This is a genomic window from Streptomyces sp. ADI95-16 (assembly GCF_003721495.1).
Lineage (GTDB): Bacteria > Actinomycetota > Actinomycetes > Streptomycetales > Streptomycetaceae > Streptomyces > Streptomyces goshikiensis.
Genome location: NZ_CP033581.1, coordinates 4387533 through 4413756, shown reverse-complemented (window position 1 = coordinate 4413756; position 26224 = coordinate 4387533). Strand labels below are relative to the sequence as shown.

The window sequence follows — 26224 nt, the reverse complement described above, 5'->3', positions numbered from 1 at the left end:
CGAGCCGAAGGGCGACACCGACGCGGAGCCGGAGGCCACCGCTGCGGCAGAGCCGAAGGCGACCCCCGAGGCGGAGCCGAAGGGCGACGCTGCGGCGAAGCCGGAAGCGAAGGCGGGCACCGAGGCCAAGGCCGAGGCTGCGCCCGAGGCACAGGCGGAGCCGAAGGCCGACACCAAGGCCGAGCCGGAGGGCGAGGCTGCGGCTGCCGCCGAGGCGGAGCCGGAGGCCACCGCTGCGGCCGAGCCGAAGGCGGGCACCGAGGCGGAGCCGACGGGCGACGCTGCGGCGGAGCCGGAAGCGAAGGCTGTGACCGAGGCCAAGGCCGAGGCTGCGCCCGAGCCGGAGGGCGGGGCTGTGGCTGCCGCCGAGGCGGAGCCGGAGGCCGGCGTCACGGCCGAGGTCGAGGCCAAGAAGTCCGAGGCCTCGGAGGAGTCGGGCGCCAAGTAGGCGCTGCTCAGAACGCCGGAACGGCCGGTCCCCGTCAGGGGGCCGGCCGTTCCGCGTTGCGGGGGCCTGGGGGCTCGCCCCCAGTTTCGGGAAGGGGCGGGGTGGGGACGGGCCCCGCGCAGCGGCCAGACCTACCCCCGCACACCGGAGCCCGGCACGGCCCCCGCCCCGTACGCCTCAACCGGCTTCCCGCTGCCGAAGTCGTACACCCAGCCACTCCCGCCACCCCGCCCGTCGATGACGACGAACTTCACCCGCTCCCCGTCCCGGACGAGCTCGTACGTCCAGCCGTCGTGCACCGCGCTCGGATGCCTCAGGTCGATCGCCCCCAGCACCTCACCGTTCGGCAGGGAGATGACCGCCCGCTCGCCCCCCGCCCCGCCGACCAGCTTCGCGATCCGCCCGTCGGGCATGACGACCCGCACCGACGCCACCCCCTTCGGCTTCGGCCGGGACTTCTCCCCACCCTCCATCCACGACGTCACACCGCCGTTCGGCTGGAGCACGACGCGCAGCCCGTCGCTCCGCCCGTACGCCACCCCACCACCCCGGCTGACCAGCGTGTCCAGCTTCGTGGACCCGGCGAATATGTCGGCTTCATAGCGGTTCGGACCGGTCTTGTACACCTTGGCGACCGCCCCGTCGGCCAGCCTCACGATCACCGGCGCCACCGGCGCCCCCACCCCCGCCCCCGCCGACGAGTCGGCGAACGCGGACCCCACCGGCACGGCGAGAACGGCGGCCGCCCCCACCACGACGGCGGCGGTACGGAGGGTCGTGCGGCGGGGGGTACGGCGAGTGCTGCGCATGGCGGGGGCTCTCCTCGTTCTCGGTCGTCACTCCGCGACGGCGGCGCGACATCGACGAAGCTACGTGTCCGATATCTACGTATTCCGTCGGCAATGTAACGAACCGCCGCAGACTGCCCCGCAGCCATGTAAACCCGGCACCCCGCCGACCGGGGGTTCTCCCCCCGGGGATCCCCTAAGGGATGTCACAGGTCGGCAGCAAAGGCCCCCGGTTCCGGCCGCCCGTCCCCCGGCTCCCGCCGGACCAGGTACTTTCGATCACGTGGCTGGATTCAGGATCGGACGCGGCCGGGACAACAACCGCACCCCGCAACAACCTTCGCGGCAGCAGCCGTACGGTCAGCAGCAGCAGCAACCGCCGCAGGCGCCGTACGGTCAGCAGCCATACCCGCCCGCCGGGTCGCCCCCGCAGCAGCAGTGGCCCCAGCAGGCCGCCGCCGGGGGTCACGGCGAGCCCGAGTACTTCGACCCGTACGGGCAGCAGCAGCAACCGCCCCCGTACGCGGGCCAGGGCGGCCAGGGCGGCCAAGGCGGCTCGTACGCGGACAACCCGGGCTACACCCAGGCCTTCGCCATCGGCGAGGACCCGTACGGCCAGGCCGCGACGTACCACGCGGGTGCCGGCGCGGCCCCGGCCGGCCCGACCGGACCGCGGCTGCCCTGGAAGGAGCTCCTGCGCGGCATCGTGATGCGGCCGGGGCCGACGTTCTTCCAGATGCGCGACTACGCGGTCTGGGGTCCGGCGCTGACCGTGACGTTCCTCTACGGCCTGCTCGCGGTCTTCGGCCTCGACGACGCCCGCGACGACGCGATCAACGCGACGCTCGCCAACGCCGTCCCGATCGTCCTCTCCACCGGCGTGGCCTTCGTCATCTGCGGGCTGCTCCTCGGCGCGGTCACGCACACCCTGGCCCGCCAGCTGGGCGGCGACGGCGCGTGGCAGCCGACCGTGGGCCTGTCCATGCTGGTCATGTCCATCACGGACGCCCCGCGCCTGCTCTTCGCCGTGTTCCTCGGCGGCGACAACATGGTCGTCCAGGTGCTCGGCTGGCTGACGTGGCTGGCCGCCGGCGCCCTGTTCACCTCGCTGGTCAGCAAGTCGCACGACCTGCCGTGGCCGAAGGCGCTGGGCGCCTCCGCCATCCAGCTGATCGCCCTGCTGTCGATCATCAAGCTGGGCACGATCTAGCCGTACGCACCCGCACGCGCCCGTACGTGCCCGTACGCACGAGAAGGGGCCCGCTCCGCACACCAGGCGGACCGGGCCCCTCCTCACACCACAGGACCGGGATCAGACGGGGTCAGGCGTCGAGAACCTGACCCTCCCTCCGCACCACCGGCGGCTCGACCGACCAGGGGAAGTTGATCCACTCGTCGGTCTTCTTCCACACGTACTCGCACTGCACGAGCGAGTGCGACTTCTCGTAGATGACCGCGGACCGCACCTCGGCGACGTGACCGAGGCAGAAGTCGTGCACCAGCTTGAGCGTCTTGCCGGTGTCGGCGACGTCGTCGGCGATCAGGACCTTCTTGTCGGTGAAGTCGATCGCCTCGGGGACCGGCGCCAGCATGACCGGCATCTCCAGGGTGGTGCCCACGCCGGTGTAGAACTCCACGTTCACGAGGTGGATGTTCTTGCAGTCCAGCGCGTACGCCAGACCGCCGGCCACGAACACGCCGCCACGGGCGATGCTCAGGATGATGTCGGGCTCGTAGCCGTCGTCGGCGATGGTCTGCGCCAGCTCGCGGACGGCGCGCCCGAAGCCCTCGTAGGTCAGGTTCTCGCGTACTGCGTCGCTCATGCGTCGTGCCTCACCTGGGTGCGGTGGAAGTTCTGGAAGGAGCGCGAGGCGGTCGGCCCGCGCTGCCCCTGGTACCTGGACCCGTACCGCTCGCTGCCGTACGGGAACTCCGCGGGCGAGCTGAGCCGGAACATGCACAGCTGCCCGATCTTCATGCCCGGCCAGAGCTTGATCGGCAGGGTGGCGAGGTTCGACAGCTCCAGGGTCACGTGCCCGGAGAACCCGGGGTCGATGAACCCGGCGGTCGAGTGCGTCACCAGACCGAGGCGCCCGAGGCTGGACTTCCCCTCCAGGCGGGAGGCGATGTCGTCGGGCAGCGAGATGACCTCGTACGTCGAGGCGAGCACGAACTCGCCCGGGTGGAGGATGAACGCCTCGTCACCCTCGGGCTCGACCATGCGGGTCAGGTCCGGCTGCTCGACGGCGGGGTCGATGTGGGCATAGCGGTGGTTCTCGAACACCCGGAAGTACCGGTCGAGACGCACATCGATACTGGAGGGCTGCACCATCGATTCCTCGAACGGGTCGATGCGAACCCGTCCGCAGTCGATCTCGGCCCGGATGTCTTTGTCAGAGAGAAGCACGTCCCGAGGATACGCAGAGCGCGCGAGCCACCCCCAATCGGAGCGGCCCCCGCGCGCCTCCGGCTAACGCTTCACGCCACCCACGGGCACGGCATGCCGCAGCCGCGCGCACCGCGGACACCGCAGCAACCGCCCGGGCCCGATCCGGCCGGGGCCGAGCTGCTGGAGCGGAAACGAGGCGGTGCTGAACACATGCCCTTCGGCACAACGGACGACGGTGTGCTCCATCGAGTCCCTTTCCCCTGAAGCCTTACTGCGTAACGAATCGCCACATTAGGGGATGATCAGGACCCACCCAAGCCGCCGCTCCGAACCCGTACGTTACGCCCCAACTCCCGCCCCCACACGCCTTGCTGTACCCCACACACGACGACGACCCCGCGGCAAACACGCCGGGGGTCGATCATGGGGTAGAGTGTTCAACGCTAAGGCTCCAGGCAACTGGACCGCCCATGCGGATGTAGTTTAATGGTAGAACATGAGCTTCCCAAGCTTATAGCGCGGGTTCGATTCCCGTCATCCGCTCCATAACAAAGCCCCAGGTCAACGACCTGGGGCTTTTGTGTTGCCTATACCTCTCTATTGGTCTCGTTCTAGTTCCGTGCCAGAAGCCTCGGCACGCAGCTCCTGCACGCGGACATCGATCCCCGCGGCCACTTCCTTTCTTCCACTTCCGTCCAAAGGTCGTCCGCCGAAAGGGGGCGCCCCTCTCCCCCACGAAGAGCAGGCCGTCCGGCTCTTGCTCCGCGCAGAGGGCCATGTGGAGCTTGCGGGTGCTCTCCGGGTGGTCGTCGGGGTCGGGCAGGCCGAGTGAGGCGCGTTGTTGGGCGGCGCGGTAGTCCGCGCGGACCTGGCGTAAGGCGCCGAGGGTGGTCGAGTAGCAGCGGGACTTGGTGGAGAAGTGCCCGCGGAAGCCGAGCATGTGGGCCCAGGCCCGCAGCCGGCGTTCGGGGTAGGCCAGGTCGAGGTCCATGCAGGCTTCCATGAGCCGGCGGGGGTGGTCGGGTACGCCGAGGAGGAGCAGTGCCTCCTTGTTGACCACCGGGTGGTCCACGGCGCCGGTGGTCTCGGCGGCCTTCGTCCCCGAGCCCCTAGACCCAGTCGACGACCGAGCGCCCTACGAGCAGGTGGCCAGCAGCCTCAGCGCTGCTATCCGAACGCGGCGGCTGGCCCAGGTGAGCCCCCGCCCACCCGCGAAGAGGCGCAGGCGCACCAGCACAGCTCGGCGCCGGAAGGCCACCGGCTCGGAGGAACTGTGACTCATCGGCCTGGCCGGCCTCGTGGCCCTCAGCCTCGTCCTGGCGGTGCTGTCGTGGCTGGCCGCCCATCCTTGGGTTCTGGTGGTCGGCCTGCTCGCAGCCGGTGCCGCGGGCGCGCTGTGGCTGCGCCGGCGCGCAGAAGGTCGGCCGCCGGGGCAGCAACGGCGCGGACGTCAAAGCCACCGACCCCTACGGCCGCCGCTGGGTCATCCAGTGCGAGCACCGCAAGGCCGGATGGCAGGGGTCAGCGGTCGGCACCCCGGATCTTCAGGTCCTCAACGGCACCGGCCGCCAGATACACGGCGGCGACGTCCTCGTCATGCTGGCCAACGGCCGCTTCTCCCGGCCCGCCCTCGACTTCGCGAAGTCCCAGCGCCTCCGCCTCGTCGACCGCCGCCTCCTCGCGTCCCTGACCAGGCCGGCACTGCCGCCTGCGTGCCTCAGGCCCGTGGTGCCGAGCCGCAAACTCGGCCCCGCCCGCATTGGCCCGATCCTGGGCCTGCCCGCCTCGGCCGTCCACCGGATCCTGGCCCGGCACGGCCTGGACCGCCTGGCCTGGCTGGATCTTGCCCCCGGAGCTGGGCCAACTCACGCTCCAGGGGCTTGAGCTCGTCTCGGACTGCCCTGAGTTCGGCGAGGCGGTCGTCTGGCGTTTCCTCGCCCAGGACGGTTGAGCCCGCCCGGCGACACACCCCGTGGGACGGCCGGGGGCCGCGGCCCCCGGAACTCCGCTCAGAAGGCGCTCAGCGCGTCGTGGGTGTTGGTGCGGTACAGGCCGGCCTTCGGGTTGGCGACGCTGCCCGGCTTGGCCAGCTGGAGGCTGACGCCGTCCGCGTTCGGCATGTGCTCCTTGTCGGCCAGGACGTTGACCTCGTCGGCCACGGGGCCGTTGCCACCCGACGGGTTGAGGTTCACGGCCGCGTACGCGGTGGCGCCGGGGTGCACCGGGTACGCCGGGGCGCCGCCCAGTCCACCGGGGGCAGTGGCCTGGAGACCGAGCGCGCCGCCCTTGGCGCTGAAGCCGACGGTGGGGAAGTAGTCCAGACCGCAGGAGGTGGAACCGTTGTTGGTCACGGTGATGACGCGGACGGTGGCCGGAGCACCCGTCGGGGAAGTGACCTTGACGGTCAGGTTCCGCGCCGAGCAGGGGTGGGTGTAGGCGTAGGAGTCACCGGTGGTGTCCCCCGTGTTCTTGCCGCTCGAACCGGCCTTCGCCGGGGTGGCGGTGGTCGTGCCGGTTCCGGTGGCCTTGCCGGCGGACGGGGCGGCGGAGGCGCCCTCCCCGGACGGCGTCACGGTCCCGGTCGAGACCGGCTTGTCCGCGCTCTTGGTCGCGGCGGGGTTCGCGGTCGGCCCGCCGGCGCTGTCCGAGCCGCCGCAGGCGGTCAGGGCCAGAGCGAGGCCGGCGGTGGCGGCGGCCAGGGCGGTGGTGCGGAGTCGGTAGGTGCGCATGGGGAACTCTCCGTGTCGGTGCGGTCGTCAGACGGAGGCTTCCGCTTCCCGTCTGACGAGACGTTGGGTGGGGCTGCTGTTCCGGTCGGCTGCTGCCGCAGGCGGCCGAGGGCGGTCGGTGGGGCGGGTGGGGCCCTCCCGTTGCGACCGCCGGATCCGACCGCCGATCCGATGGCGGACCGACCGGCTGATGACGCAACTGTGGGGCCGGTTTCGTCCCAGTGGCGTCTGGACCGGGATAGTTGGAACCCTGGAACGCTCCCGACCCCTCTCACCTGGGCGATCGGGCGAGCCTGGAACGTGCTTCCGGGATGAGGGGGAGGGTGGAATGGCCACGGAGACGGAGCGGTTCGCGGAGCTGATGCGCGGACTCAAGGAGCGCTCGGGGCGCAGCTACGGCACGCTCGCGAAGCGTCTGCACTCCAGCAACTCGACGCTGCACCGCTATTGCAGCGGCGCGGCGGTGCCCACGGATTACGCCCCGGTGGAGCGGTTCGCCCGAGTCTGCGGTGCCTCGGCCGACGAACTGCTCGCGCTGCACCGGCAGTGGCTGCTGGCGCTGGTGGAGCGGCGGCGGGGGGTGACGGAGGGGGAGGCCTCGGGGTCGGGGGCGGCGAACTCCGCGGCGCCGCAGGGCGGTGACGCCGCGCCGGAGGTGCCGCCTGCATCGGCGGTGGTGGTGGCTGGGGAGGCTTCGGAGGTCCGGCCGCAGGCGGAGACCGACACCGCACCGGCCCCGGCGTCCGCGGCCGGGTCCGCCCCGGCGCCCGGACCTGCCGCTGCGGAGGCACCCGCCCCCGCAGCGGCAACGGACGCACCCGAACCGGCGGAGCCACCCGCCCCGGCGCCTGCCCCCGCTCCCGCGCCGGCACCGGCGGAGGACCCCGCCCCCGCACCGGCGACGGAGGCACCCGCACACGTCCCCGCCGCCCTTGTCCAGCCGGGCCCCGCCCGGGCCTCCGCACCGGGGGCCCGGCGTCCTCGGCTGCTGCTCGCCGTTGCGGCCGCCGTGGCAACCGCCGCGGTGGCGGGGATCGCCGCAACCGTCTCCGCCATGGGAGATACGGGTCACGGGGACACGCGCCGCGGCGCCGCCCAGCCGTCCTCGCGCGAGCGGGCGGCGGGCCCGGCCGTGCCGTCCGGCGGGTCGTCGTCACCCACGCCAACAGCCGCTTCCGCACCCCCGTCCAACCCCGGACCGTCGTCCCCCTCGGCGATGTCCGCGTCCCCCTCGGCAACGTCCACCTCGCGGGCCACCGCCAAGGAGGGGGCCTCCCCCACCGCCCCGTTCACGGTCAACGTCCTGCCCGACAACTGGGACAGCCCCTGCGACCAGTGGTTCGCCCTGGACAAGGAACCCGGCGCGGTCCCCCCGCCCCCCGCCGGGCAGGCGACCGAAGGGTGGGCCCGGGCCCTGCACGCCGTCCCGGCGGGGCACCTGCGCATGCAGCTGACCGTCCAGGGCACCGAGGGCAAGGCCGCGGTCCTGCACGCGCTGTACGTCCATGTCGTGAGCGGCCGCAAGGCTCCCGGCTGGAACGCCTACACCATGGGCGCCGGTTGCGGCGGCGCGCTGGTGCCGGCGTCCTTCGCCGTGGACCTGGACGACGCCTCCCCGAGGGCCAGGCCCGTGCCTGGCAAGGAGGGCGAGCGGCCGACGGCCTCGACCGACTTCCCGTACAAGGTCTCCGCCACCGACCCTCAGGTGCTGAACATCGACGCCGCCACACTCGGTCAGGATGTCAGCTGGTACTTGGAGCTGGCCTGGAGCAGTGGCGACCGCAAGGGCACCACCCGCGTCGACGACCACGGCCGCCCGTTCCGCACGGTCGCCCTGAACGCCGGTCACAGCTACTGGTACAACGAGAACAACAACGCCTGGCTGCCGGACACGGAATGAAAGACCCATTGCACCCGGTCCGAAAAGCGGCCGGGCCCGGCGCCGCCATCGCGGTCAGTCGCCGGGAACGACGAGCCCCGATTCGTACGCCACGATCACGAGCTGCGCCCGGTCGCGTACCCCCAACTTTCCCATGATCCTGCTCACATGGGTCTTCGCCGTGAGGGGACTCAGGGCCAGCGCGCCGGCGATCTCGGTGTTGTTGAGGCCCCGGGCCACGAGGGTGAGGACTTCCCGTTCCCGCGCGGAGAGCGGGTCGAGGGCGGCGGGGGCCGGGGTGGAGCTGGGGGTGCGCAGGACCCTGGCGATCAATCGGGCCGTCGGGCCCGGCGAAAGGAGCGACTCGCCACCGGCCACCGTACGGATGGCGGCGAGGAGTTCGGCCGGTCTGGTGTCCTTCACGAGGAAGCCGGAAGCCCCGGACCGCAGCGCTTCGACGACGTTCTCGTCGGTGTCGTACGTCGTGAGGACCAGGACCTTCACCCCGGCCAGGTCTTCGGCGGAGGCGATGAGCCGGGTCGCCTCGATGCCGTCGGTGCCCGGCATCCTGATGTCCATGACGACCACGTCGGCGCGCTCGGAGTGCGCGAGTTCCACGGCTTCGCGCCCGTCGCCCGCCTGTCCGACGACCGCCATGTCGGGAGCCGACTCGATGAGCATCGCGAAGGCGGACCGTACGAGTGTCTGGTCGTCGGCGAGCAGCACCCGGATGACGCGGTCGTGGCCGACGGGTGGCGTGGTCACGCGGATGCCTCCAGGGCGCGGGGTGGGAGCGGCAGGCTCGCCGCGACTTCGAAGCCACCGCCGGAGCGGGGGCCCGTCCGCAAGGTGCCGCCGACGCTACGGGCCCGCTCGCCCATGCCGACGATGCCGAAACCCGAAGCGGTGGAGTCCGCTCCAGGGCCCCGGCCGTCGTCACTGACGGTGACCCGGAGAGATCCGTCAGCCGCCGCCACCCGGACCCGGACCGAGGTGTCGGGGCCCGCGTGGCGGACCGCGTTGGTCAGCGACTCCTGGACGATCCGATAGGCGGCGGCCCCCACGGCCGGCGGGACATGGATCCCATCGGTGTCCAGGGTCAGTTCCGCCTCGGCCGCACGGACCAGATCGGGCAGCCCCGCGAGGTCCGGCAGCGGCCCGCGCTCGTCGGCGCGGAGCACGGTCAAGGTGGTACGGAGCTCCGCGCGTGCCTCGCGGCAGGTGTCGGCGATGGAGTCCAGCGCCTCGGCGATCGCCGCCCGGTCGAGGCGGTCCGGGTCGACGGCGAGCACATGGGCGGCGACCGAGGTGCGGACACCGATCAGCGTGATGCTGTGGGCCAGCAGGTCGTGCAGGTCGCGAGCGATGCGCAGACGCTCCTCCGCGATCTTGCGGTCGGCGTCCTGTGCGACCCGGGCGCTCTCCTCGGCGAGGTACTTGCGGTAGTTGCGGACGGCGACGCCGAGCACGAGGGCCGACACCAGCCAGCCGGAGGTGCGCAGCACGTCCAGGGCGCGGTGGACACCGTTGGACGACATGGCGCTCACCGCGAAGGCCACGACGCACACGCCGACCGCCACCGTCCGGCGGACGGTGCCGGTGGCGGCCACGGTGTACAAGGCGAGTATTGCGGCCGGCACCGGGGCGGCGTGGGCGTTGTCGAGCAGCTGGTACGCGGCGATGCAGGCGACGGTCGCGATCATCACCCCGAGCGGGTGGCGCCGCCGCCACACCAGGAGCAGGGCCGAGCAGGCGAGCAGGGCCCACCCGAGCGCGTCGGGTCGCAGCGCGGTGTCGGCGTACGCCACCGCCCCGCAGAGCAGGGCGACACCGGCCGCGATCATCGCGTCGTTCCGCCTCGGGTGCCCGGCCGCCAGGGGATCCTGGTGGAGTGCGCGCAGTACGCGCTCGGCCGCGCTCGGGGGGTCGGTCACTTCTGCCACCCGGACATCGTCGCTCTCATCGCTGGTCGCCGACCAGTTCCAGCGCGGGTCCGGAAACCGGGGCCGGGGTGCCGGAAGGCCGGCCCGGCCACCACACCCTGCGGCCGAGCAGCACACTGGCGCTGGTCACCAAGTACGTGCGGACCAGGAAGGTGTCCAGGATCACCCCGATCGCGACGACCGTGCCCATCTCCACGAACATCACCAGCGGCAGCGAGGCGAGCACCGCGAAGGTCGCCGCCAGGACGATCCCGGCCGAGGCGATCACTCCGCCGGTGGTGCGGAGCGCGATCAGCGCGGCTTGCCTCGGCTCGGCGCCGCCCCGGGTCTCCTCGCGGGTGCGGTGCATCAGGAAGATGCCGTAGTCGACGCCGAGGGCGACCAGGAAGACGAAGGTCAGCAGGGGCAGCCCCGGATCGACGCCGGTGAAGCCGAACACCGGGCCGAAGACCAGTCCGCCGATGCCCAGCGCCGCGCCCCACACCAGCACGACGGCGGCGACCAGGAGCAGCGGGGCTACCAGGCTGCGCAGCAACAGGGTGAGGACGAGGAGCACCGCGGCGAGGACCAGGGGAATGACGATCAGGCGGTCGTGGGAGTTGGTGGTGGCCAGGTCGAGTTGCCGGGCGCTCGCGCCGCCCACGTGCGCGCCGTCGAGTTCGGCCCGCAGCCGTTCGATGAGGGCGGTCTCCCCCGCAGACTCCGGCGCGGACTCGGCGGTGACGGCGATCTCGGTCCAGCCGCCGCCGTTGCGGCCCCGCTCGGCGCTCGCGACGCCGTCGACGGACCTGGCTCCGGCGAGGATCCGGTCGGCGGCTCCGGTGGGCGCCATGACCTCTATCGGCCGGCTGCTGCGATCCGGGAAGGCCTTGGCCAGCGTTCCCATGGCGGCGATCGACTCGGGCTTACTGGTGAAGCTGTCCTCCCTCTTGAGCGCCCCGGGCAGGTTGAGCACCCCGAGCGCCAGGGCGCCCAGCAGCATGACTCCGGTCACGAGCACGGCGACCGGCCGCTTGCCCGCCGAGCTCCCCATCACGGCGAAGACGTTCGTTCCGCACTGCTTGGGTTCGCTGCCGTACGCGGGGATCAGTGGCCAGAACACCCGCCGTCCGAGCAGCACCAGGACCGCCGGCAGCAGCGTCATCATCGCGATCAGCGCGCACAGCACGCCCACCGCTCCCACCGGCCCGAGGCCACGGATGTTGTTGAGGTCGGCGGCGAGCAGACAGGCCAACCCCGCGACGACGGTCCCGCAGGAGGCCAGCACGGCCGGCCCGCATCCGCGCAGCGCGGTGCGCATCGCATCGTACGGATGCGGGGTACGACGCAGTTCGTCGCGGTAGCGGGCAACGAGCAGCAGTGCGTAGTCGGTGCCGGCGCCGAACACCAGGACCGTCATGATCCCGGCGCTCTGGCTGGTCACGGTGAGTCCGAAGCCGGAGGCGAGCCCGTACACGGCGGCCCGCGCGCAGACGGCCCCCGCCCCGACCACCACCAGCGGCACCAGCCAGAGCACCGGGCTGCGGTAGGTGAGGATCAGCAGCAGGGCCACCACCAGGCCGGTCGCCAGCATCAGCGTCCCGTCGATGGAGCCGAACACCTCCTTGGCATCGACTTCGACGGAGCTGTCGCCGCCGACCCGCACGGTCAGCCCGTCGGTGCCGCGCGCGTGGGCGCGCACATCCTCGACGAAGGCCTTCTTCGCGGCGTCGTCCGTACCGGGCGCGGCCGTGGACACCGCGTACATGAGAGTCGTGCCGTCTCCGGATGGAACGCCGGGACCTCGGAGGGTGGCACGGAAGTCCCGGGGATCCTTCGACAGGGCAAGCAGGGCGGGGGACTTGGCGGACCCGGTATCCGTGGTACCCGCCGGGACCGTGACCGCCGCGATCTGCCGTTCGGCGGTGTCCCGGTCGGCGGCGGTCAGCCCGCCGTCGCGGTGGTAGACGAGCAGCACGCCGGTCGCCTCGCCGCCGGGCAGCCTCTCCTGGAGCCTGGCCACCTGCGTCGAGTCGGCACCCGACGGGAGATAGTCCGCCGTCCGGTCACGCTGTACGCCCGCGAGCCCGCCCGCGAACGACCCGGCGACGGCGATCACGATCACCCACAGCGCCAGTACGCCCCACGGAACCACCTTGCGGCGTCTACCTGTTCGCGCTGTTCGCCCTGTCTGCCCCATCTCGGGCCCCTCCGCACGGACTCGGACCGGTGGCCCCGATGGCCCGCCCGGTTGCATCCAGCGTCCCGTCTTCGACGCACCGTTCCGTCACACCGGCGCAGGAGATCACCCCTACTCCCCCGGGCGTCCCGGGCCCTCCCGTACTCCCCCGGGAGTAACGCTGCGCATCGTCGGCAGGGAGGGGGCCTACCCCTGCGGCGGTGATCCGGCCGCGCCGGTGAACGCGGCCGAGCGGGAGGAGTTCGACTCCGTCGCCGTCGAGGGCGTGCCCCAGCCGTGCCCTTCAGCGCGGTGAACAGCGGTCACCACTGGCGCCAGGCGAGCCCTCGGACGGCGAATCCAGCAGGCGAAACACCGGGTCAGAGCCCCATGCGGCGCGATGGCGGCATTGATTCCCAAGCTTATAGCGCGGGTTCGATTCCCGTCATCCGCTCTTGAACGAAGGCCCAGGTCACAGACCTGGGCCTTCGTCATTGTCTAGACCTCGCGCCCCTCGCCGTGCCCTCCGCGCACCCCAACTCGGCTGAAGACGCAAGTCGCGTGACCCGCGCGACAGGCCCGCTCGGATTCGCCCGTTCGCACCCTGTAACGCGGACGATCAACCACCCCGCCAGCGCTACCCAGTTCGCGAGGGACACAGCACCCCCACCGACCCCAGGCGCCCCAACTGCCGGAGGCTGCCCCATCAAGCAGTTGGGCACGGGAGAACTGCGCAGCGGCAATCCCACTCCGGGCACCCGGGCCGCCCCCACGACAACGACTTCGCGTTCGTTGCCGTACAGGACCTCGCCGCCGCATCCTGCAGCCGACGGCGAGCGCTTAAAAACGCTGCGCTCGGGGTGAATCAATATCTGTCACCGCGACCTAAGAATTTAACGGATCTCGCGGGGAGAGTTTCTACCGCCATACGGCAACCGGAAATATTCAACGCACACGAGCCGCTGCAGCGTGCTACTGTCGATCTCGGTTGCAGTTTTGGTACCCAAGAACTTCAAGCGCCTCCAGCCGGGCTTCGGGCCGCAGGAAGCGTTTTGTATTTCCCGGTCAATTTCCGGGCGGGGCATCATCGCGGCGACACGGCATCCGCACAGTGCAGACGTCGATGTATTGCCCCAAAGGAGATATGACATGGCCGCTGGTACCGTTAAGTGGTTCAACGCGGAAAAGGGTTTCGGCTTCATCGAGCAGGACGGTGGCGGCGCTGACGTGTTCGCCCACTACTCGAACATCGCCGCCCAGGGCTTCCGCGAGCTGAACGAGGGCCAGAAGGTCACCTTCGACATCGCGCAGGGCCAGAAGGGCCCGACGGCCGAGAACATCGTTCCCGCCTGACGCTGACACGCATTCTGCAGCTGGGGCCCGCATCCCTCGGGGTGCGGGCCCCAGCTGCACGCATTTCCCCGCGGTGCGTTGACCCGCGGTATCAAGCATTGAGAGATCCGGCCGACTGGCCCTCTCGGAGCTGTACCCGATTTCGTTTCTTGGTTGTCGCGCCTACATGACGCCACCTCATTTCAGCGTCTGAGCCCGAACAGATTCCTGTCCGCCAGATCGCTATCGCATTCCATTCGGCCCGTTCTCGCAATTCCCTGCGCCGCTCCTACGCTGCGGGAATTCCTTGATACGTGCCGTATCAAGGAAGGTTCCGCATGAACCCCACACGTACGAACGAGCGCTCTTCTCGCACCCGCGGCCGCACCGGCGGCCCCGCTTTCGGCACCGGCGCCGGTTCGGGGCGGGGCAGTCGCTTCGGCTCGTCGACCCCGAGCCGCTCCGGAGCCCCGAGCCGTTCCGGAGGTCCGAGCCGCTCGGGCGGATACGGCCGCCGGCCCGCCGCGATCCAGGGCGAGTTCGCACCGCCGAAGACGATCACCCCCGCGCTGCCCGCCGTCGAGGCCTTCGCCGACCTCGACATGCCGGCCCAGCTGCTCACCACGCTCACCCGTGAGGGCATGGCCACGCCGTTCCCGATCCAGGCCGCGACGCTGCCCAACACCCTCGCGGGCCGTGACGTCCTCGGCCGCGGCCGTACCGGCTCCGGCAAGACCCTGGCCTTCGGCCTCGCGCTGCTGGCCCGTACGGCCGGCCAGAGCGCCGAGTCGGGTCAGCCGCTCGCGCTGATCCTCGTACCGACGCGAGAGCTCGCCCAGCAGGTCACCGCCGCGCTCACCCCCTACGCCCGGGCGGTCAAGCTGCGCCTGGCCACCGTGGTCGGCGGCATGCCGATCCACCGCCAGGCCGGTGCGCTGCGCGCCGGAGCCGAAGTGGTCGTCGCCACTCCCGGCCGCCTCAAGGACCTCATCGACCGCGGTGACTGCCGCCTGAACCAGGTCGCCATCACCGTCCTCGACGAGGCCGACCAGATGGCCGACATGGGCTTCATGCCGCAGGTCACCGCCCTCCTCGACCAGGTACGTCCCGAGGGCCAGCGAATGCTGTTCTCCGCCACCCTCGACCGCAACGTCGACCTGCTGGTCCGCCGCTACCTGACCGACCCGGTCGTGCACTCCGTCGACCCCTCGCAGGGCGCGGTGACCACGATGGAGCACCACGTCCTGCACGTCCACGGCGCCGACAAGCAGCGGACGACGACGGAGATCGCGGCCCGCGACGGCCGGGTGATCATGTTCCTGGACACCAAGCACGCCGTGGACCGCCTCACCCAGGACCTCCTGAGCAGCGGGGTCCGCGCCGCGGCCCTGCACGGCGGGAAGTCCCAGCCGCAGCGGACCCGCACCCTCGCCCAGTTCAAGACCGGACACGTCACCGTGCTGGTCGCCACGAACGTGGCGGCGCGCGGCATCCACGTCGACAACCTCGACCTCGTCGTCAACGTGGACCCGCCGACCGACCACAAGGACTACCTCCACCGCGGCGGCCGCACCGCCCGCGCCGGAGAGTCCGGCAGCGTCGTCACCCTCGTCACCCCCAACCAGCGCCGCGAGATGGCCCGCTTGATGACGGCCGCCGGCATCACCCCGCAGACCACCCAGGTCCGCTCGGGCGACGAGGCCCTGAACCGCATCACCGGCGCCCAGGCACCCTCCGGCATCCCGGTCACCATCACCGCACCGGTATCCGAGCGGCCCAAGCGCAGCACGGCCTCCCGCGGTCGACGCGGGCCCATGTCGGCTGCCCGGCGCGCGAGCCTGCGACAGACCGCCTTCGACGCAGCGGCCTGAGAACCAGTGATCCGGAAACTTACTCACCTCTGCAGGAGGCACCTATTGACGCTGGTCCAGATGCAGCCCCGCTCCGCGCATGCCGACCTTGTCCACCGGACGGTGGACGACGCCATGGAAGCGGCCGGTCCACAGATTGGCGACGACATGACCGTCGAGGTGGCCCTGGCCGTCATGGCCGGCGCCCGCGCGGACCATCTGCTCGTCTGCGACGAGGACGGCCTGTGCACCGGGCTGGTCACCCGTGCCCAGCTCACCACCGTCCGCGACAGCGCGGCGTACACGGACCGGATCCGTCTGCGCGATGTCCTCGGCGACCGCGGGCCGTTCACCTCGCCCATGACGGCGATGGCCGAGGCCGACTACGCGATGCGATACCGCAGGCTCACCGCCCTGCCCGTCGTGGACGAACAAGGCAGCGCCCTGGGCGTCCTCGCCCTCAGCCGCTGAACCACCGCACCGTGGTCGGACCGTTCCCCCTTCACCCTGTGAGGCATCCATGCGCTGTGTCATCGCCCGTTTCCCGTTCGACCTGACCAAAAGCGGTGTCCTGGAATCGATGAAGGGCGTCAAGCCCGAGCAGGTCATCGGCGAGTCAGTGATCATCGGCCGCCGCACCTACCCCGTCAAGCAGGTCGGCCAGGTCATCACCCGCCAGGACCGCCGTGACTTCAGCGCCGGCGAAGTCCTCCGCGCCATGACCCAGCTCGGCTTCACCTGCCGCGGCGGCCTTCCCCGGACCGCCGTGCCCACGCGCCTGCTCAGCCCCCTCCCGCGGGCCTCCGCGATGCTCGGCACTCCTGTGACCGCCTGACGGATGGCCCGGCGATGCCGCCACCCGATGAGCGAAAAGGGGCCCGACCGGCATGTGCCGGCCGGGCCCTTTTCGCGTACCCAGGGCTTCTTGCGCAGGGCCGGTTCAGTGGTCGGAATAGCTGAAGTCGCCCACGGTCCAGGCGCTGACATCCGCGATCGAGACGCGGTACATCCCACCCGTCTCCGGGATCCCCACCGTGCCCTGGAGAATGCGGGCCACATGGAAGTGCAGGTGAGTGGGTGGCCCCTCCTGGGGTGTCCTGGCGGTGAAGATCGCGGAGAACTCGCCCAGACGGGCGGAATCCGTCAGCACCTCCGACACCCGCTGCCTCCATACGGCTTCGGGAGCAAGCCGACCGGTGATGACAGCACCGGAGGTGACCACGGTCAGGGACATCTGATTGCTCTGCCCGGACTCCACCAGGGTGGCAACGTCAACGAGCAGCTCGTCAGGCTTCGACATGAGAGCCGATTTTATGCACCGATCGCCCCGTCCTTTCGACCGGTAGCACTACCGGTCGAGAAGAGCGCTGACCGTCTTCCCGCCGGAGGCCCGACGGGTGACCGCGGTCGCTCGGGCGAGACGGTTGACCATGGGCCAGCCGAATCCACCGGAACCGCCGTGCAGGTCAGGGGTGCGCATACGCGGCGCGTGCGGGCTGGAGTCGTGGACGGCCACCTCGATGCTCTCCTCATGGGCCGTCAGTCCCAAGGTGCAGGTGCCCCCGCCGTGGCGCACGGCGGTCGTGGCGAGCTCGGACACGACCAAGATCACGGTGTCCGCTGCTTCTGTGGCCATCGCCGGCCGACGGAGACGGTCGAGGAAGGTTCGCGCGGCTCGCGTGCCTCTTCAACAGCCGTCGTGGAAAGCACCGTTGCAACGCTCTCGGCCATCGTGTTCATCAGGTCACCTGGTCTCTGGATCGTCCACATCCGGCCCCTGCCTTCCTGACCCCTGTGCCCCACCCCGCTGCGCGCCAACCCGACTCAGGTCTCCAGGAAGCGATCGAAGGGCAGTCGAAGCGCGCCGCCAATCGGTGAGACGCGGGGGACCTCACGCGCTCGGGTGCGCCCTCCCGGGCCCCTGACCTGCTGTGCAGGCGGCCCTGCACACCCTGAGCCGACCGTGAGGGTCTAGCTCTCCCCGACGGGCACGAAAATCTATGACGGCCGGAGTAGACATTGGATGGTGACGTGGTTATGGTTTCTCTCGTAGCCCAGAGAGACAGCAGGGCCTGGCAGAGACGAACTGCCGGGCAGCAGTACCCGTAGTTGCAGTTCGCAGGACGGTGCGGTGGTGGAGTGTCGAAGCCAGGGTTGTTGCAGGACGGCGACGGGACTGACGACCGGACCGGGTGGCTCGCAGTGATCAGGGGCCGCCGTCAGCAGTGCCGCAGTTAACGCAGTGGCAGTACCCGTAAGTGCAGTGCGCAGTACCCAGCAGTGAAGCAAGTGAGCAGCACCTCGGTGAAGGCGTCGGCTGCGGGCGCGCGCACCGGGAAGTTCGGCAGTGGGGTTCTAAGCCAGAGCAGACGCAGGACGGGCAACGGGGCTGGCTGCCGAAGAGTGGCGCTGGGTCAGGCCACCAGTAGTACGCAGTAGAGCAGTACCGGCAGTAAGCAGTTGATCACCGAGGGAAGAACGGAGGAGCCGAGCACCATCAGGATCGCCCGGGCGGAAGTCTGAGCCCGGGTACCGCAGGACATCGATAGTGAGGTGGTCTCCGGTCAAGCAACCGCGATCCCCGCATTCCCGGCAGCATCTCGGCCGGGTCGGCGGAAACACAGGGTCGGCGCAGTATCAGGGCCGACAGATGGTGTAGTAGTTCCTTCGGGGCCCTGGTGCCGTACGGCACCAGGGCCCCTCCATGCGTTCCATGAGAGAGGTTCAATGACAGCAGACGACTCGTTCGGCCGTCTCGACGACGACGACTACCCCGCCTACACCATGGGCCGGGCCGCCGAGATGCTCGGCACCACCCAGGGCTTCCTCCGCGCCCTCGGCGAGGCCCGCCTGATCACCCCGCTCCGCTCCGAGGGCGGCCACCGCCGCTACTCCCGCTACCAGCTGCGTATCGCCGCCAGAGCGCGGGAACTCGTCGACCAGGGCACCCCGATCGAGGCCGCCTGCCGCATCATCATCCTTGAGGACCAGCTCGAGGAAGCCCAGCGCATCAACGCCGAATACCGCCGCGCCGCCGAATCATCCGCGCCGCCGCCTTCGGCCTGAGGTGGAGCGTGCCCGCCGGCATCGGCGGGGGCAGGCCCGGGGCGGCGCTCGCGCAACCGCCCCGCTTCGGTCGTCATCGTCGGATCGTGGCTGCGAGCTGGATTGTGGGCGGAGTGCTATTCAGGCGCTGATGCTTCTGTGAGGTCCGCTCCGGCGTCAGCGCTGCGCGTGGCCTGATGGGTGCCGTGCCAGTCCAGGCACATGACAGTGGCGTCGTCCTGGAGGCGGCCGCCGTGGGCGTGCAGCACCGCTGCGACCAGGGCCCGGGAGGCCTCGCGGGGGTGGAGATCGGCTGTGCGCACGATCAGCGAAGGCAGGTCGACATGCACAGCGCGGCGCTCCAGCATGCCGTCGGTGAGCATCACGAGCCGGTCCCCCGGTTGCAGGTCCAGCCGCTGCACACGGTAGGCGGTACGGGGACGGACACCGAAGGGTAGGTCCACCTCGGGAACCATCTCGTCAGCCGTTCCGTGTCGCAGACGCAGCGGCCAGGGGTGCCCCGCGTTGATGAACTGGGTGGTCCCGTCGAGCAGGCTGACGTGCAGCAGCTGCCCGGTGACGAAGCCCTGCCTGCCGTTGTCGACGACCGCCTGGTTGGCGGCGAGAGCCTGCTCTTCGAGCTCGGCGCCGGCACGTCTGGCCCTGCGGAGGGCGCCCACGGCCAGGGTGGCGAGGAGCGCGGCTTCCACGTCGTGGCCCATGGCATCGGTGACGGAGAGCTGCATGGTGTCGCGGTCGACGACGTAGTCGAAGGTGTCGCCGCCGACGTGCGTCGCCGGTTCCAGCGCTCCGGCGACCGTGAACTGGGCCGCCTCACATGCCAGCGAGGCGGGAAGGAGCCGGTGCTGGATTTCTGCCGCCAGGTTCAGGGGCCGAGTACGGCGGCCCCACTGGTAGACGTCGGTGAAGGACCGGTTCGCGATGACGATGTAGGCCAAGGCGTGCGCGGTCGCACCGATCTGCCTCATCGCGTCCTCATCGGGGCGATCGGGGAGGAAGAGCTCCAGCAGCCCGATCGCGTCACCGCGGTTGGTCACGGGCGCCACGACCCTGACCGGTCCAGTGCCCTCCCGCTGCACGGCCGGCCGCTGTGTGCGCACCACGTCCCCGTAGAGAGTGCCGGGCAGAGAGATGCGCTGGGGTGGCTCGCCGGACTCGACGTCGCCTGCCGCACCCAGCCGTACCACCGAAGATCCGGTGAAGTCGACGATCAGGAACGAGACCGTGGCAGCGTGCAGGCGGTCCCGGAGCATCCGCGCGACAACGTCAAGGGACTCGACCGGGGAAGCGGCTTCCGCCGCCGCGAGCGCGCCGGCCAGGTCCATCTCCGTCTGCCGCTCGCAGCCGGCGCGCCCCCGACGGGCGTCTGTGTCCCGCTCCTCAGTTGGTGGCATGGCCGCTCCTCTCCTCCTCCGACATCGTGGAATCCGGCCTCGCCACGAGAACTGCTCCCTGCCCCTGTTTCCGGAGCGCCCAAGGCCTTGCGGTCGTCCACTACTGCCTCGTCGAAGGCTGCTCCGTGCATCCGAGGGACCCGCTGGGCCGACCGGTTCTCAACCCTGCCCGAGCACCCGTACGCCGGGGGTCTGCTGCCGCCCGTGCAAGCCGTACTGCCTGACTGGTTCACCCGAACAGCGCACCGGCCCCATACGGGGGACGTTGGCGGAATCAGTGCGTATGCCCTGGTGAGACGCAACCGGGCAGCGTGCCTCACCTCTCGACTTCGCAAACCGCCGCACGGCTGCCGGCGTCGTGCGCACGTCCGGAATCCTCTGAGGACTCGGTTGCGCGGTCAGCACCAGGGCATGGGGATGGACGAGTCAAGTCAGCGGTGTGGCTGTGGCCGCCGCCTTCGAGCCGAGGATGAGGAGACGGGGTTGTGAGCGGTGTGTGGATGTACGCGCAGGACAGCGGTTGCACGTCCCGGCAGTCGCTGGTGGGGTCCACGGCGGAGGCGGCTGACGGAGTCATCGGGCACGTGGACCGCCAGCAGGACCAGCCCGGCAGGCAGCACCTGGTCGTCGACACCGGCGTGTGGGTGTTCGGCAAGAGCATTCTGATCCCGGCCGGCGCCGTCGCCGGGATCGACACAGAAACACGGACGGTAAAGGTGGCAGGGACCCGGGAAGAGATCAAAGCCGCTCCCCGGTTCACCACCGACAGCGAAACGGCTGACCACCGCTACCTGTCCACCGTCGGCAACTACTACCTCTCCCTCCGCCACCCCCTCGCACCCTGACCCGAAGCCGGTCGGCAACTCGCCCGCTCCACGCCGACAGCAGCCCCGGGCCAGAACATTGCCGTGGTCAGTAGACGGCGATGGAGATGGCGATGTAGTGCGCGGCGAAGGCTGCCACGGTCAGGGCGTGGAAGACCTCGTGGAAGCCGAACCAGCGGGGCGAGGGGTCGGGGCGCTGGAGGGCGTACACAACCGCGCCCGCGCTGTAGAGCAGCCCGCCGGTCACGATCAAGGCGAGTACGGCCGCCCCGCCACTGTCCAGGAAGTCGGGCAGGTATCGCACCGGTGCCCAGCCCAGGGCCAGGTAGCAGGGGGTGTACAGCCAGCGGGGAGCTCCGACCCACAGGACACGGAAGGCGATGCCGGCCAGAGCGCCCGTCCACACGATCCACAGCAGGACGGACCGCTGGTCAGGGTGAAGAAGGAGCACGGCGAGCGGGGTGCAGGTGCCGGCGATGATCAGAAAGATGTTCGCGTGGTCGAGGCGGCGCAGAACGGCCTCACCGAGCGGTCCCCAGGTGCCGAGGTGGTAGACGGCGCTCGTCCCGAACAGCAGCCAGGCGGTGACGGAGTAGACGGTGCAGGCCAAAACTGCCTGCGGTGTCCCTGCCAGGCAGATGAGGACGATACCCGCGCCCAGCGATGCGGGGACCATGCCGGCGTGAAGCCAGCCCCGTAGCTTCGGCTTGATCGGTTCGACCAGCTCGGCCGCCCGCTCGACCAGGTCGGCAACCGGGTGGGAGTCCTCGGGGGCCTTCTCACGGTGCGATCCGGAGGGAGGGCCACTTGCCTCGTTCCCTCCGACCGTCGGTGCGGAAGACACACCACCGGTTTCGATGTCGTCGCGGGACACTGCTTCCCTTCCTGCCTCGGACTGCTGGGCGTCACTGGCAACCATGTGCTCATGCTAGGAGCCCCCGCAGCAGCATGGTCCGAGGTCTGCCTCGGACCACCGGGCCAGCACCTCCGGAGGTGGCCTGTTCAGCCGCCCATGGTTTCGGTCCTGGGGGCCTGCCACCAACTGGGGCCGTGGAAGCCGTGTAAGTCGGCGGGCCATGGGAACGATCAGGGTCCTCCGAACGGGCCTCTCCGCTCTCCTACGTTCAAGGACCGCCGATGCTGCCCGAGTTCCGCTCCCACGCATCCGCCCTCCTTTCCGGCTGGGGATGTGACGAGGGACCGTGCCATAACGTGCCAGTAGAGGCGGTGAGCAGCGGTCAACATGGGGGCACCAGGAACGGCGGACACCGCACGAATGCGAGACATTCCCGCAGGTCAAGCCGCACATACATAGCCCGGTGCCGGATGATTCCCAAGCTTGTAGCGCGGGTTCGCTTCCCGTCATCCGCTCTTGAACGAAGGCCCGGGTCAACGACCTGGGCCTTCTTCGTTGCCCAGTCCCGCTCGGGCCTCGCGCACCATCACCGACGAGGACGGCGGCCACCTCCTTCTGTAGGAGCTCGGCCTGTGTCTCGGGGCGCATCGGACCGTGGGCGCCCGGCAGCGCCTCGCACCCACCGGCGAGGAACGGAAGAAGTCCTCTACGAGGAGGCGGCCGCGGCGGTGCCAGTCACCCGGCCAGCGCTCGATCCGGGCCCAGAATTGGGGTCTGCGGATCGTCGATGTCGAGTTCGATCTCCAGCCCCGAGGTCGAGCTGAAGGTGGCGACGTTTCCTGACAGTCGAATCCGATCAAACGGATTGGACTTCGTGAAGAACATCGCCCAAATTGGCGCGCGGTCAACGGTCAGGCGCGCGATGAACCCTTCCGACCCGTGCGAACCCTCGCCACCCCACAGCAGCCCCTTCTCTCCCAGGTCTACAGAGGCGAGCCCATCGACCGAAGAGACCCACGACGGGTCGCCTTCCAGCACTTCATCGAGATCGAAGGGGGCGAGCACCGTGAAACCCCTCGGCGCGGCGGAGTCGAGGGCGACATCCCAGGAGTGCCCGTCGGCATAGTGGAGTGCATCCTTGATGGGCAGCTCAAAGTCTTCCCATAGACGTTCGATCGCGGTCATTTGTTCTTGCATCTCCCGTTACGCACGCGCTCCGACCTCTCCTGGAGTCAAGTCGGGGGAACTGACGCCCCTAGTTCATTTCTGTTCCGCGAAGAATTCATTCGCCTTCTGAATTGATCCGCCCGTGTCCGTCCGGCTGTCGAATCAGGGTGCACCGCGTTCGGGTCGACGCGCTCGATGATCACCGGCCTCCACACCTCGCGCGCTGCATCAAGGGTCAGTACTGCTTCCGCGTTGGCCGCGCGGAAGCAGGGCGCCGCTCGCGCCGTAGGCGTGGGTCGTGACGTCACCGGTGGATTCGTCGTGCTGGGTGGTCATGCGCCCGAGCGCGTCGAGGGTGCCGTCCGGGCCGTGAGGCGGCCTGCCGGGTCGCGATCGTACGTGCGCGTAGCGCCGTCGAAGGCGGTTTCCGCAACCAGGCGGCTGGCCGGGGCGGGTCTCCGCGTCAGGCAAAAAGGGCCCGGAGCGCGTGTTGCGGTCCGGGCCCTGGCCGTGTGGCGGGGGGGTGTCAGCTTTGGGTGGGGGCGTCGCTCGGCTGCTCGGGGGCCTCGGGCGTGGCGGTCTTCTCGCGCATTTTGCGCACCAGCTCCGCCTTCTGGTCGGCGGCGCCCTGGCGGTCGAGGTTGCGGTGCGGGCCGTTGTTCTGGCGTTCGGCGCGGGACAGCTTCTTGCGCTGGCCGCCGCCCTGGCCCACGGGGTTGTTGATGTTCTTGCTGTCGGTCATGGGTTCTCCCGGTAAGTGTGAAGTGATGGGCGGGGGCGGGCGTGGCGACGTCGAAGGGCGTCAGCGGGGGCCCGTCACGCCCTCACTCCGTAAATCGGCGTCTGGAAGAACATGACAAAGACGTTACCCGGTTCCGTCGGGCCCGCGCACCAAGCCCTTCGCCGGGTCCCGGCAAGAAGGTGTTATCTCCGCGGGGCCCGGGAGTCTCCCTCTGTGTCAGGCCAGGTGGGCCGTCGGCTTCGAGGAGATGCGATGCAGGATCACAACGCTGAGGACCGGCTCGGGCGGGTGGGCCGGGGGCACCGGAAGGGGCGTCGCAAGGCGCCGGTGCTCGCGGCGGCGGCTGCCGTGGTGCTGCTCGCCGGGGGCGGGGGTGCCTACGCGCTCCTGTCCGGTGCGACGCCTGAGCGGATAGCGGTCGCGGGGTCGCCCTCCGCACTCGCCGGTCGGCCGGATCCCGTGGTGGTGGGCGGTGCGCCGTCGGCCGGCACCGCGTCTGCCCCCGTCAGCCCTGGCCCGGCCGCCCCCGTCAGCCCTGGCCCGTCCGTCTCCGTCACTGCCGCCGCGGCGACGGCCAGTCCGAGAGCCTCCGCGTCGGCCTCCGCGCACGCACGCTCTTCCAAGGCCGCCGCCTCGCCGACGCGCAGCACGCCGGGGAACGGGCCGACGGGGCCGGACCCCAAGGTGCCCGGAGGCCGTACCTCTACGCAGGACGTCCGGACCGCCCAGTCGCTGTCCCTGCAGCTGCTCAACGACGAGCGGGCCGCCGTCGGCCGGCCTCCGCTCGCGCTCAGGCAGGACCTCAGCGACTTCGCCCGCAAGTGGGCCGAGCACATGCGGACGAGCGGGTTCTCCCACTCCTCGTCCGAGGAACGCGCCTACCTGAAGACCGGCACGCGGACCTGGACCGGCGAGAACATCGTCTGGTTCAGCGATGCCTCGATGACCGCCCAGGAAGCCGCCGAGAAGTTCCAGTCGATGTGGCGCCACAGCCCCGGCCACTACAAGGCGCAGGTCAGTCCGGACTTCACCGAGGTCGGCGTGGGCCTCTACCACGACTCCTCGGGCTGGTGGGGCGTGCACAACTTCTCCGACGGCAGGTGATGACGGAAGTCTGACGTCGCGGCGGTTTCGCTGGTCTTTCGTGGCGCGTGGTGTTCGACTCGGGGCGTGACGACAGACCATCCCGACAGCGAGGGCGCCCCCGTCGGGCGCCGTGTGGTGCTCGGCATGCTCGGGCTCGGCGCCGGGGGGCTCGTCGCCGCGCCGTACGTGCAGCGCGGGACGGAGGCCCTCCTCGGGGCCGCCTCGGACAAGGACCCCACCGGCCTCACCGGGCTGCTCCCCAACGGGGGCGGGTTCCGCTACTACTCCGTCGCCTCCTCCGTGCCGCGGCGGGCCGAGGGCGATTACCGGCTCACCGTGGACGGGCTCGTCGAGCGCCCCGCGACGTACGGCCTCGACGCGCTGCGCGCGCTGCCGCAGACCCGTGTCGTACGGGACGTGCAGTGCGTCACCGGCTGGCGCGTGCCCGCGACCGCCTTCTCCGGCGTCAGGCTGTCGCTCCTGCTGGACGCCGCCGGGGTGCGTCCCGAGGCCCGGGCGATCCGCTTCACCTGCTTCGACGGCGCGTACAGCGAGAGCCTCACCCTCCCGCAGGCCCGGCGCGACGACGTCCTCGTCTGTCTGCGGATGCGGGACGAGCCCGTCAGCCACTCGCACGGCGGCCCGGTCCGGCTCTACGTCGCTCCGATGTACTTCTACAAGTCGGCGAAATGGATCTCCGGGATCACCGTCACCTCCGAGGTGCGCCCCGGCTACTGGGAGGAGCGCGGCTATGACGTCGACGCCTGGGTCGGCCGGTCCAACGGCCGCGGCGACGCCCCCACCGTCTGAACCGGGCGCGCGGGTACGGAGGTTCAGCCGGGCCGAGCGCTGGACGCACCGTACGACGGCCGCTCTGGCGCTGCTGTGCGTGGCGACCGCGGCCGCCCTGTACGTACCGCAGGTCGCCGAACTCGTCGGGCGTCGGGGGCTCGTCGTGACCGTGCACGAATGGGCCGGGATCCTGTTGCCCGCGCCCTTTCTGCTCGGGCTGGGGTCCCCCGCGTTCCGGGCGGATCTGCGCAGGCTGAACCGCTTCGGGCCGCACGACCGGACGTGGCTGCGCGCGGCCCGGCGACGGGACCGCCGGCGGGCGTCCCGGCCCGCGGGGAAGTTCAACGCCGGGCAGAAGCTCTACGCGTCGTGGATCGCGGGCGCCGTCCTGGTGATGCTGGCGACCGGGCTGCTGATGTGGTTCACGCACCTGGCGCCGCTGGTGTGGCGCACCAGCGCCACCTTCGTGCACGACTGGCTGGCCCTGGCGATCGGCGTGGTGCTGGCCGGGCACATCGGACGGGCGCTCGCCGATCCGGAGGCACGCCGGGGCATGCGCACCGGGTCGGTCGCGCGGTCCTGGGCGGCGCGGGAGCATCCGCTGTGGCTGGACGCGGGATCCGGGGCCGGGGCCGGAGCCGGAGCCGGGGCCGGAGCCGGCCGGGGTGACGGCTCCGGCCGGGGTGACGGCTAGGGCAGGCCGGGCGCCGGTCGGCGGGGGTGTACCCGCCGGTCGGCGGGGGTGCGTTCCGCCCTCAGGCGTAGTGAGGGGGAACCCCGG

Annotated in this window: 24 protein-coding genes, 1 tRNA gene and 4 pseudogenes; 14 read left to right on the top strand and 15 right to left on the bottom strand. The window is 70.8% G+C overall.

Features of this window, described 5'->3' with window-relative positions:
• Positions 1–579: 579 nt before the first annotated feature.
• On the bottom strand, positions 580–1257 hold the full coding sequence (locus tag EES41_RS19540; protein WP_123079683.1) for a hypothetical protein: 678 nt from the start codon (positions 1255–1257) through the stop codon (positions 580–582).
• A gap of 262 nt (positions 1258–1519) precedes the next feature.
• Here EES41_RS19540 and EES41_RS19535 point away from each other — a divergent pair, with 262 nt between their 5' ends.
• Entirely contained in the window at positions 1520–2446 is a 927-nt protein-coding gene (locus EES41_RS19535; protein ID WP_123079682.1) for a Yip1 family protein, read from the top strand.
• A 112-nt stretch (positions 2447–2558) separates the two neighbouring features.
• Here EES41_RS19535 and EES41_RS19530 read toward each other — a convergent pair whose 3' ends face one another.
• Positions 2559–3059 (bottom strand): phosphoribosyltransferase, encoded by a 501-nt coding sequence (locus EES41_RS19530; protein ID WP_008741418.1) that lies wholly within the window; start codon positions 3057–3059, stop codon positions 2559–2561.
• The gene (dcd, locus tag EES41_RS19525; protein WP_123079681.1) at positions 3056–3643 is read right to left on the bottom strand and encodes a dCTP deaminase; all 588 of its coding nucleotides are present in this window, start codon (positions 3641–3643) and stop codon (positions 3056–3058) included. Before dcd ends, EES41_RS19530 begins: the two co-directional genes overlap by 4 nt.
• A gap of 454 nt (positions 3644–4097) precedes the next feature.
• On the opposite strand from dcd, the gene EES41_RS19520 reads away from it, so the two are divergent.
• Positions 4098–4171 (top strand) — tRNA-Gly (locus tag EES41_RS19520).
• A gap of 244 nt (positions 4172–4415) precedes the next feature.
• Here the strand turns inward: EES41_RS19520 and EES41_RS19515 are convergent.
• Positions 4416–4724 (bottom strand): annotated as a pseudogene (locus EES41_RS19515) (replication initiator); the annotation flags it as partial.
• 281 nt (positions 4725–5005) lie between these two features.
• Here EES41_RS19515 and EES41_RS44220 point away from each other — a divergent pair.
• A pseudogene (locus tag EES41_RS44220) lies at positions 5006–5254 on the top strand (restriction endonuclease); the annotation flags it as partial.
• Between the two features lie 108 nt (positions 5255–5362).
• A pseudogene (locus EES41_RS43055) lies at positions 5363–5467 on the top strand (IS481 family transposase); the annotation flags it as partial.
• Positions 5468–5634: 167 nt separating this feature from the next.
• On the opposite strand, the gene EES41_RS19500 reads toward EES41_RS43055, so the two are convergent.
• The gene (locus tag EES41_RS19500) at positions 5635–6354 is read right to left on the bottom strand and encodes a DUF4232 domain-containing protein (protein WP_123079680.1); all 720 of its coding nucleotides are present in this window, start codon (positions 6352–6354) and stop codon (positions 5635–5637) included.
• Positions 6355–6682: 328 nt separating this feature from the next.
• Between EES41_RS19500 and EES41_RS19495 the strand changes: the two genes are divergently transcribed.
• A complete protein-coding gene (locus EES41_RS19495; protein WP_123079679.1) occupies positions 6683–8254 on the top strand; it encodes a helix-turn-helix transcriptional regulator in 1572 nt (523 codons plus the stop codon).
• Between the two features lie 54 nt (positions 8255–8308).
• Here the strand turns inward: EES41_RS19495 and EES41_RS19490 are convergent, their stop codons facing one another.
• The 3 genes from EES41_RS19490 to EES41_RS19480 are packed head-to-tail and all read right to left on the bottom strand — an operon-like array spanning position 8309 to position 12355.
• Positions 8309–8998: a response regulator transcription factor gene (locus EES41_RS19490; protein WP_302186163.1), complete on the bottom strand. Its 690-nt coding sequence runs from the start codon at positions 8996–8998 to the stop codon at positions 8309–8311.
• Positions 8995–10176 (bottom strand): sensor histidine kinase, encoded by a 1182-nt coding sequence (locus tag EES41_RS19485; protein ID WP_254211505.1) that lies wholly within the window; start codon positions 10174–10176, stop codon positions 8995–8997. Before EES41_RS19485 ends, EES41_RS19490 begins: the two co-directional genes overlap by 4 nt.
• A gap of 16 nt (positions 10177–10192) precedes the next feature.
• A complete protein-coding gene (locus EES41_RS19480; protein WP_123079678.1) occupies positions 10193–12355 on the bottom strand; it encodes an MMPL family transporter in 2163 nt (720 codons plus the stop codon).
• Between the two features lie 1128 nt (positions 12356–13483).
• Between EES41_RS19480 and EES41_RS19475 the strand changes: the two genes are divergently transcribed.
• The 4 genes from EES41_RS19475 to EES41_RS19460 all read left to right on the top strand — a co-directional run bounded on the left by EES41_RS19475 (position 13484) and on the right by EES41_RS19460 (position 16351).
• On the top strand, positions 13484–13687 hold the full coding sequence (locus EES41_RS19475) for a cold-shock protein (protein WP_008734853.1): 204 nt from the start codon (positions 13484–13486) through the stop codon (positions 13685–13687).
• 317 nt (positions 13688–14004) lie between these two features.
• Entirely contained in the window at positions 14005–15537 is a 1533-nt protein-coding gene (locus tag EES41_RS19470) for a DEAD/DEAH box helicase (RefSeq protein WP_123079677.1), read from the top strand.
• A 45-nt stretch (positions 15538–15582) separates the two neighbouring features.
• Positions 15583–15987 (top strand): CBS domain-containing protein, encoded by a 405-nt coding sequence (locus EES41_RS19465; protein ID WP_123079676.1) that lies wholly within the window; start codon positions 15583–15585, stop codon positions 15985–15987.
• A gap of 49 nt (positions 15988–16036) precedes the next feature.
• Positions 16037–16351 carry an SCO5918 family protein gene (locus tag EES41_RS19460; protein ID WP_123079675.1) on the top strand — a complete coding sequence of 105 codons (315 nt, stop codon included), beginning with the start codon at positions 16037–16039 and terminating at the stop codon, positions 16349–16351.
• 105 nt (positions 16352–16456) lie between these two features.
• Here the strand turns inward: EES41_RS19460 and EES41_RS19455 are convergent, their stop codons facing one another.
• On the bottom strand, positions 16457–16816 hold the full coding sequence (locus EES41_RS19455; RefSeq protein ID WP_123079674.1) for a hypothetical protein: 360 nt from the start codon (positions 16814–16816) through the stop codon (positions 16457–16459).
• Positions 16817–16864: 48 nt separating this feature from the next.
• Positions 16865–17256 (bottom strand): annotated as a pseudogene (locus EES41_RS19450) (ATP-binding protein).
• Positions 17257–18243: 987 nt separating this feature from the next.
• Here EES41_RS19450 and EES41_RS19445 point away from each other — a divergent pair.
• Complete coding sequence (locus EES41_RS19445) at positions 18244–18582, top strand: helix-turn-helix domain-containing protein (RefSeq protein ID WP_123079673.1); 339 nt, start codon at positions 18244–18246, stop codon at positions 18580–18582.
• 116 nt (positions 18583–18698) lie between these two features.
• Here the strand turns inward: EES41_RS19445 and EES41_RS19440 are convergent, their stop codons facing one another.
• On the bottom strand, positions 18699–19907 hold the full coding sequence (locus EES41_RS19440; RefSeq protein ID WP_123079672.1) for a PP2C family protein-serine/threonine phosphatase: 1209 nt from the start codon (positions 19905–19907) through the stop codon (positions 18699–18701).
• A gap of 554 nt (positions 19908–20461) precedes the next feature.
• Here EES41_RS19440 and EES41_RS19435 point away from each other — a divergent pair.
• Positions 20462–20821, top strand: coding sequence for a PRC-barrel domain containing protein (locus EES41_RS19435; protein WP_123079671.1), 360 nt, complete (start codon positions 20462–20464; stop codon positions 20819–20821).
• 67 nt (positions 20822–20888) lie between these two features.
• Here the strand turns inward: EES41_RS19435 and EES41_RS19430 are convergent, their stop codons facing one another.
• From EES41_RS19430 to EES41_RS19415, 4 genes are all read right to left on the bottom strand, one after another.
• The gene (locus tag EES41_RS19430) at positions 20889–21674 is read right to left on the bottom strand and encodes a hemolysin III family protein (RefSeq protein ID WP_308299843.1); all 786 of its coding nucleotides are present in this window, start codon (positions 21672–21674) and stop codon (positions 20889–20891) included.
• 717 nt (positions 21675–22391) lie between these two features.
• A complete protein-coding gene (locus tag EES41_RS19425) occupies positions 22392–22841 on the bottom strand; it encodes a hypothetical protein (RefSeq protein ID WP_123082572.1) in 450 nt (149 codons plus the stop codon).
• A gap of 314 nt (positions 22842–23155) precedes the next feature.
• Positions 23156–23260, bottom strand: a complete 105-nt coding sequence (locus EES41_RS44215; protein WP_250569663.1) for a hypothetical protein — start codon at positions 23258–23260, stop codon at positions 23156–23158.
• Between the two features lie 89 nt (positions 23261–23349).
• The gene (locus EES41_RS19415) at positions 23350–23565 is read right to left on the bottom strand and encodes a DUF6243 family protein (RefSeq protein ID WP_123079669.1); all 216 of its coding nucleotides are present in this window, start codon (positions 23563–23565) and stop codon (positions 23350–23352) included.
• A gap of 252 nt (positions 23566–23817) precedes the next feature.
• On the opposite strand from EES41_RS19415, the gene EES41_RS19410 reads away from it, so the two are divergent.
• The 3 genes from EES41_RS19410 to EES41_RS19400 all read left to right on the top strand — a co-directional run bounded on the left by EES41_RS19410 (position 23818) and on the right by EES41_RS19400 (position 26137).
• Positions 23818–24669 carry a CAP domain-containing protein gene (locus EES41_RS19410; protein ID WP_164495886.1) on the top strand — a complete coding sequence of 284 codons (852 nt, stop codon included), beginning with the start codon at positions 23818–23820 and terminating at the stop codon, positions 24667–24669.
• Positions 24670–24795: 126 nt separating this feature from the next.
• On the top strand, positions 24796–25461 hold the full coding sequence (locus tag EES41_RS19405) for a molybdopterin-dependent oxidoreductase (protein ID WP_250568347.1): 666 nt from the start codon (positions 24796–24798) through the stop codon (positions 25459–25461).
• Entirely contained in the window at positions 25403–26137 is a 735-nt protein-coding gene (locus tag EES41_RS19400) for a cytochrome b/b6 domain-containing protein (protein ID WP_123079666.1), read from the top strand. The genes EES41_RS19405 and EES41_RS19400 overlap by 59 nt, the downstream gene beginning before the upstream one ends.
• Positions 26138–26224: the final 87 nt, after the last annotated feature.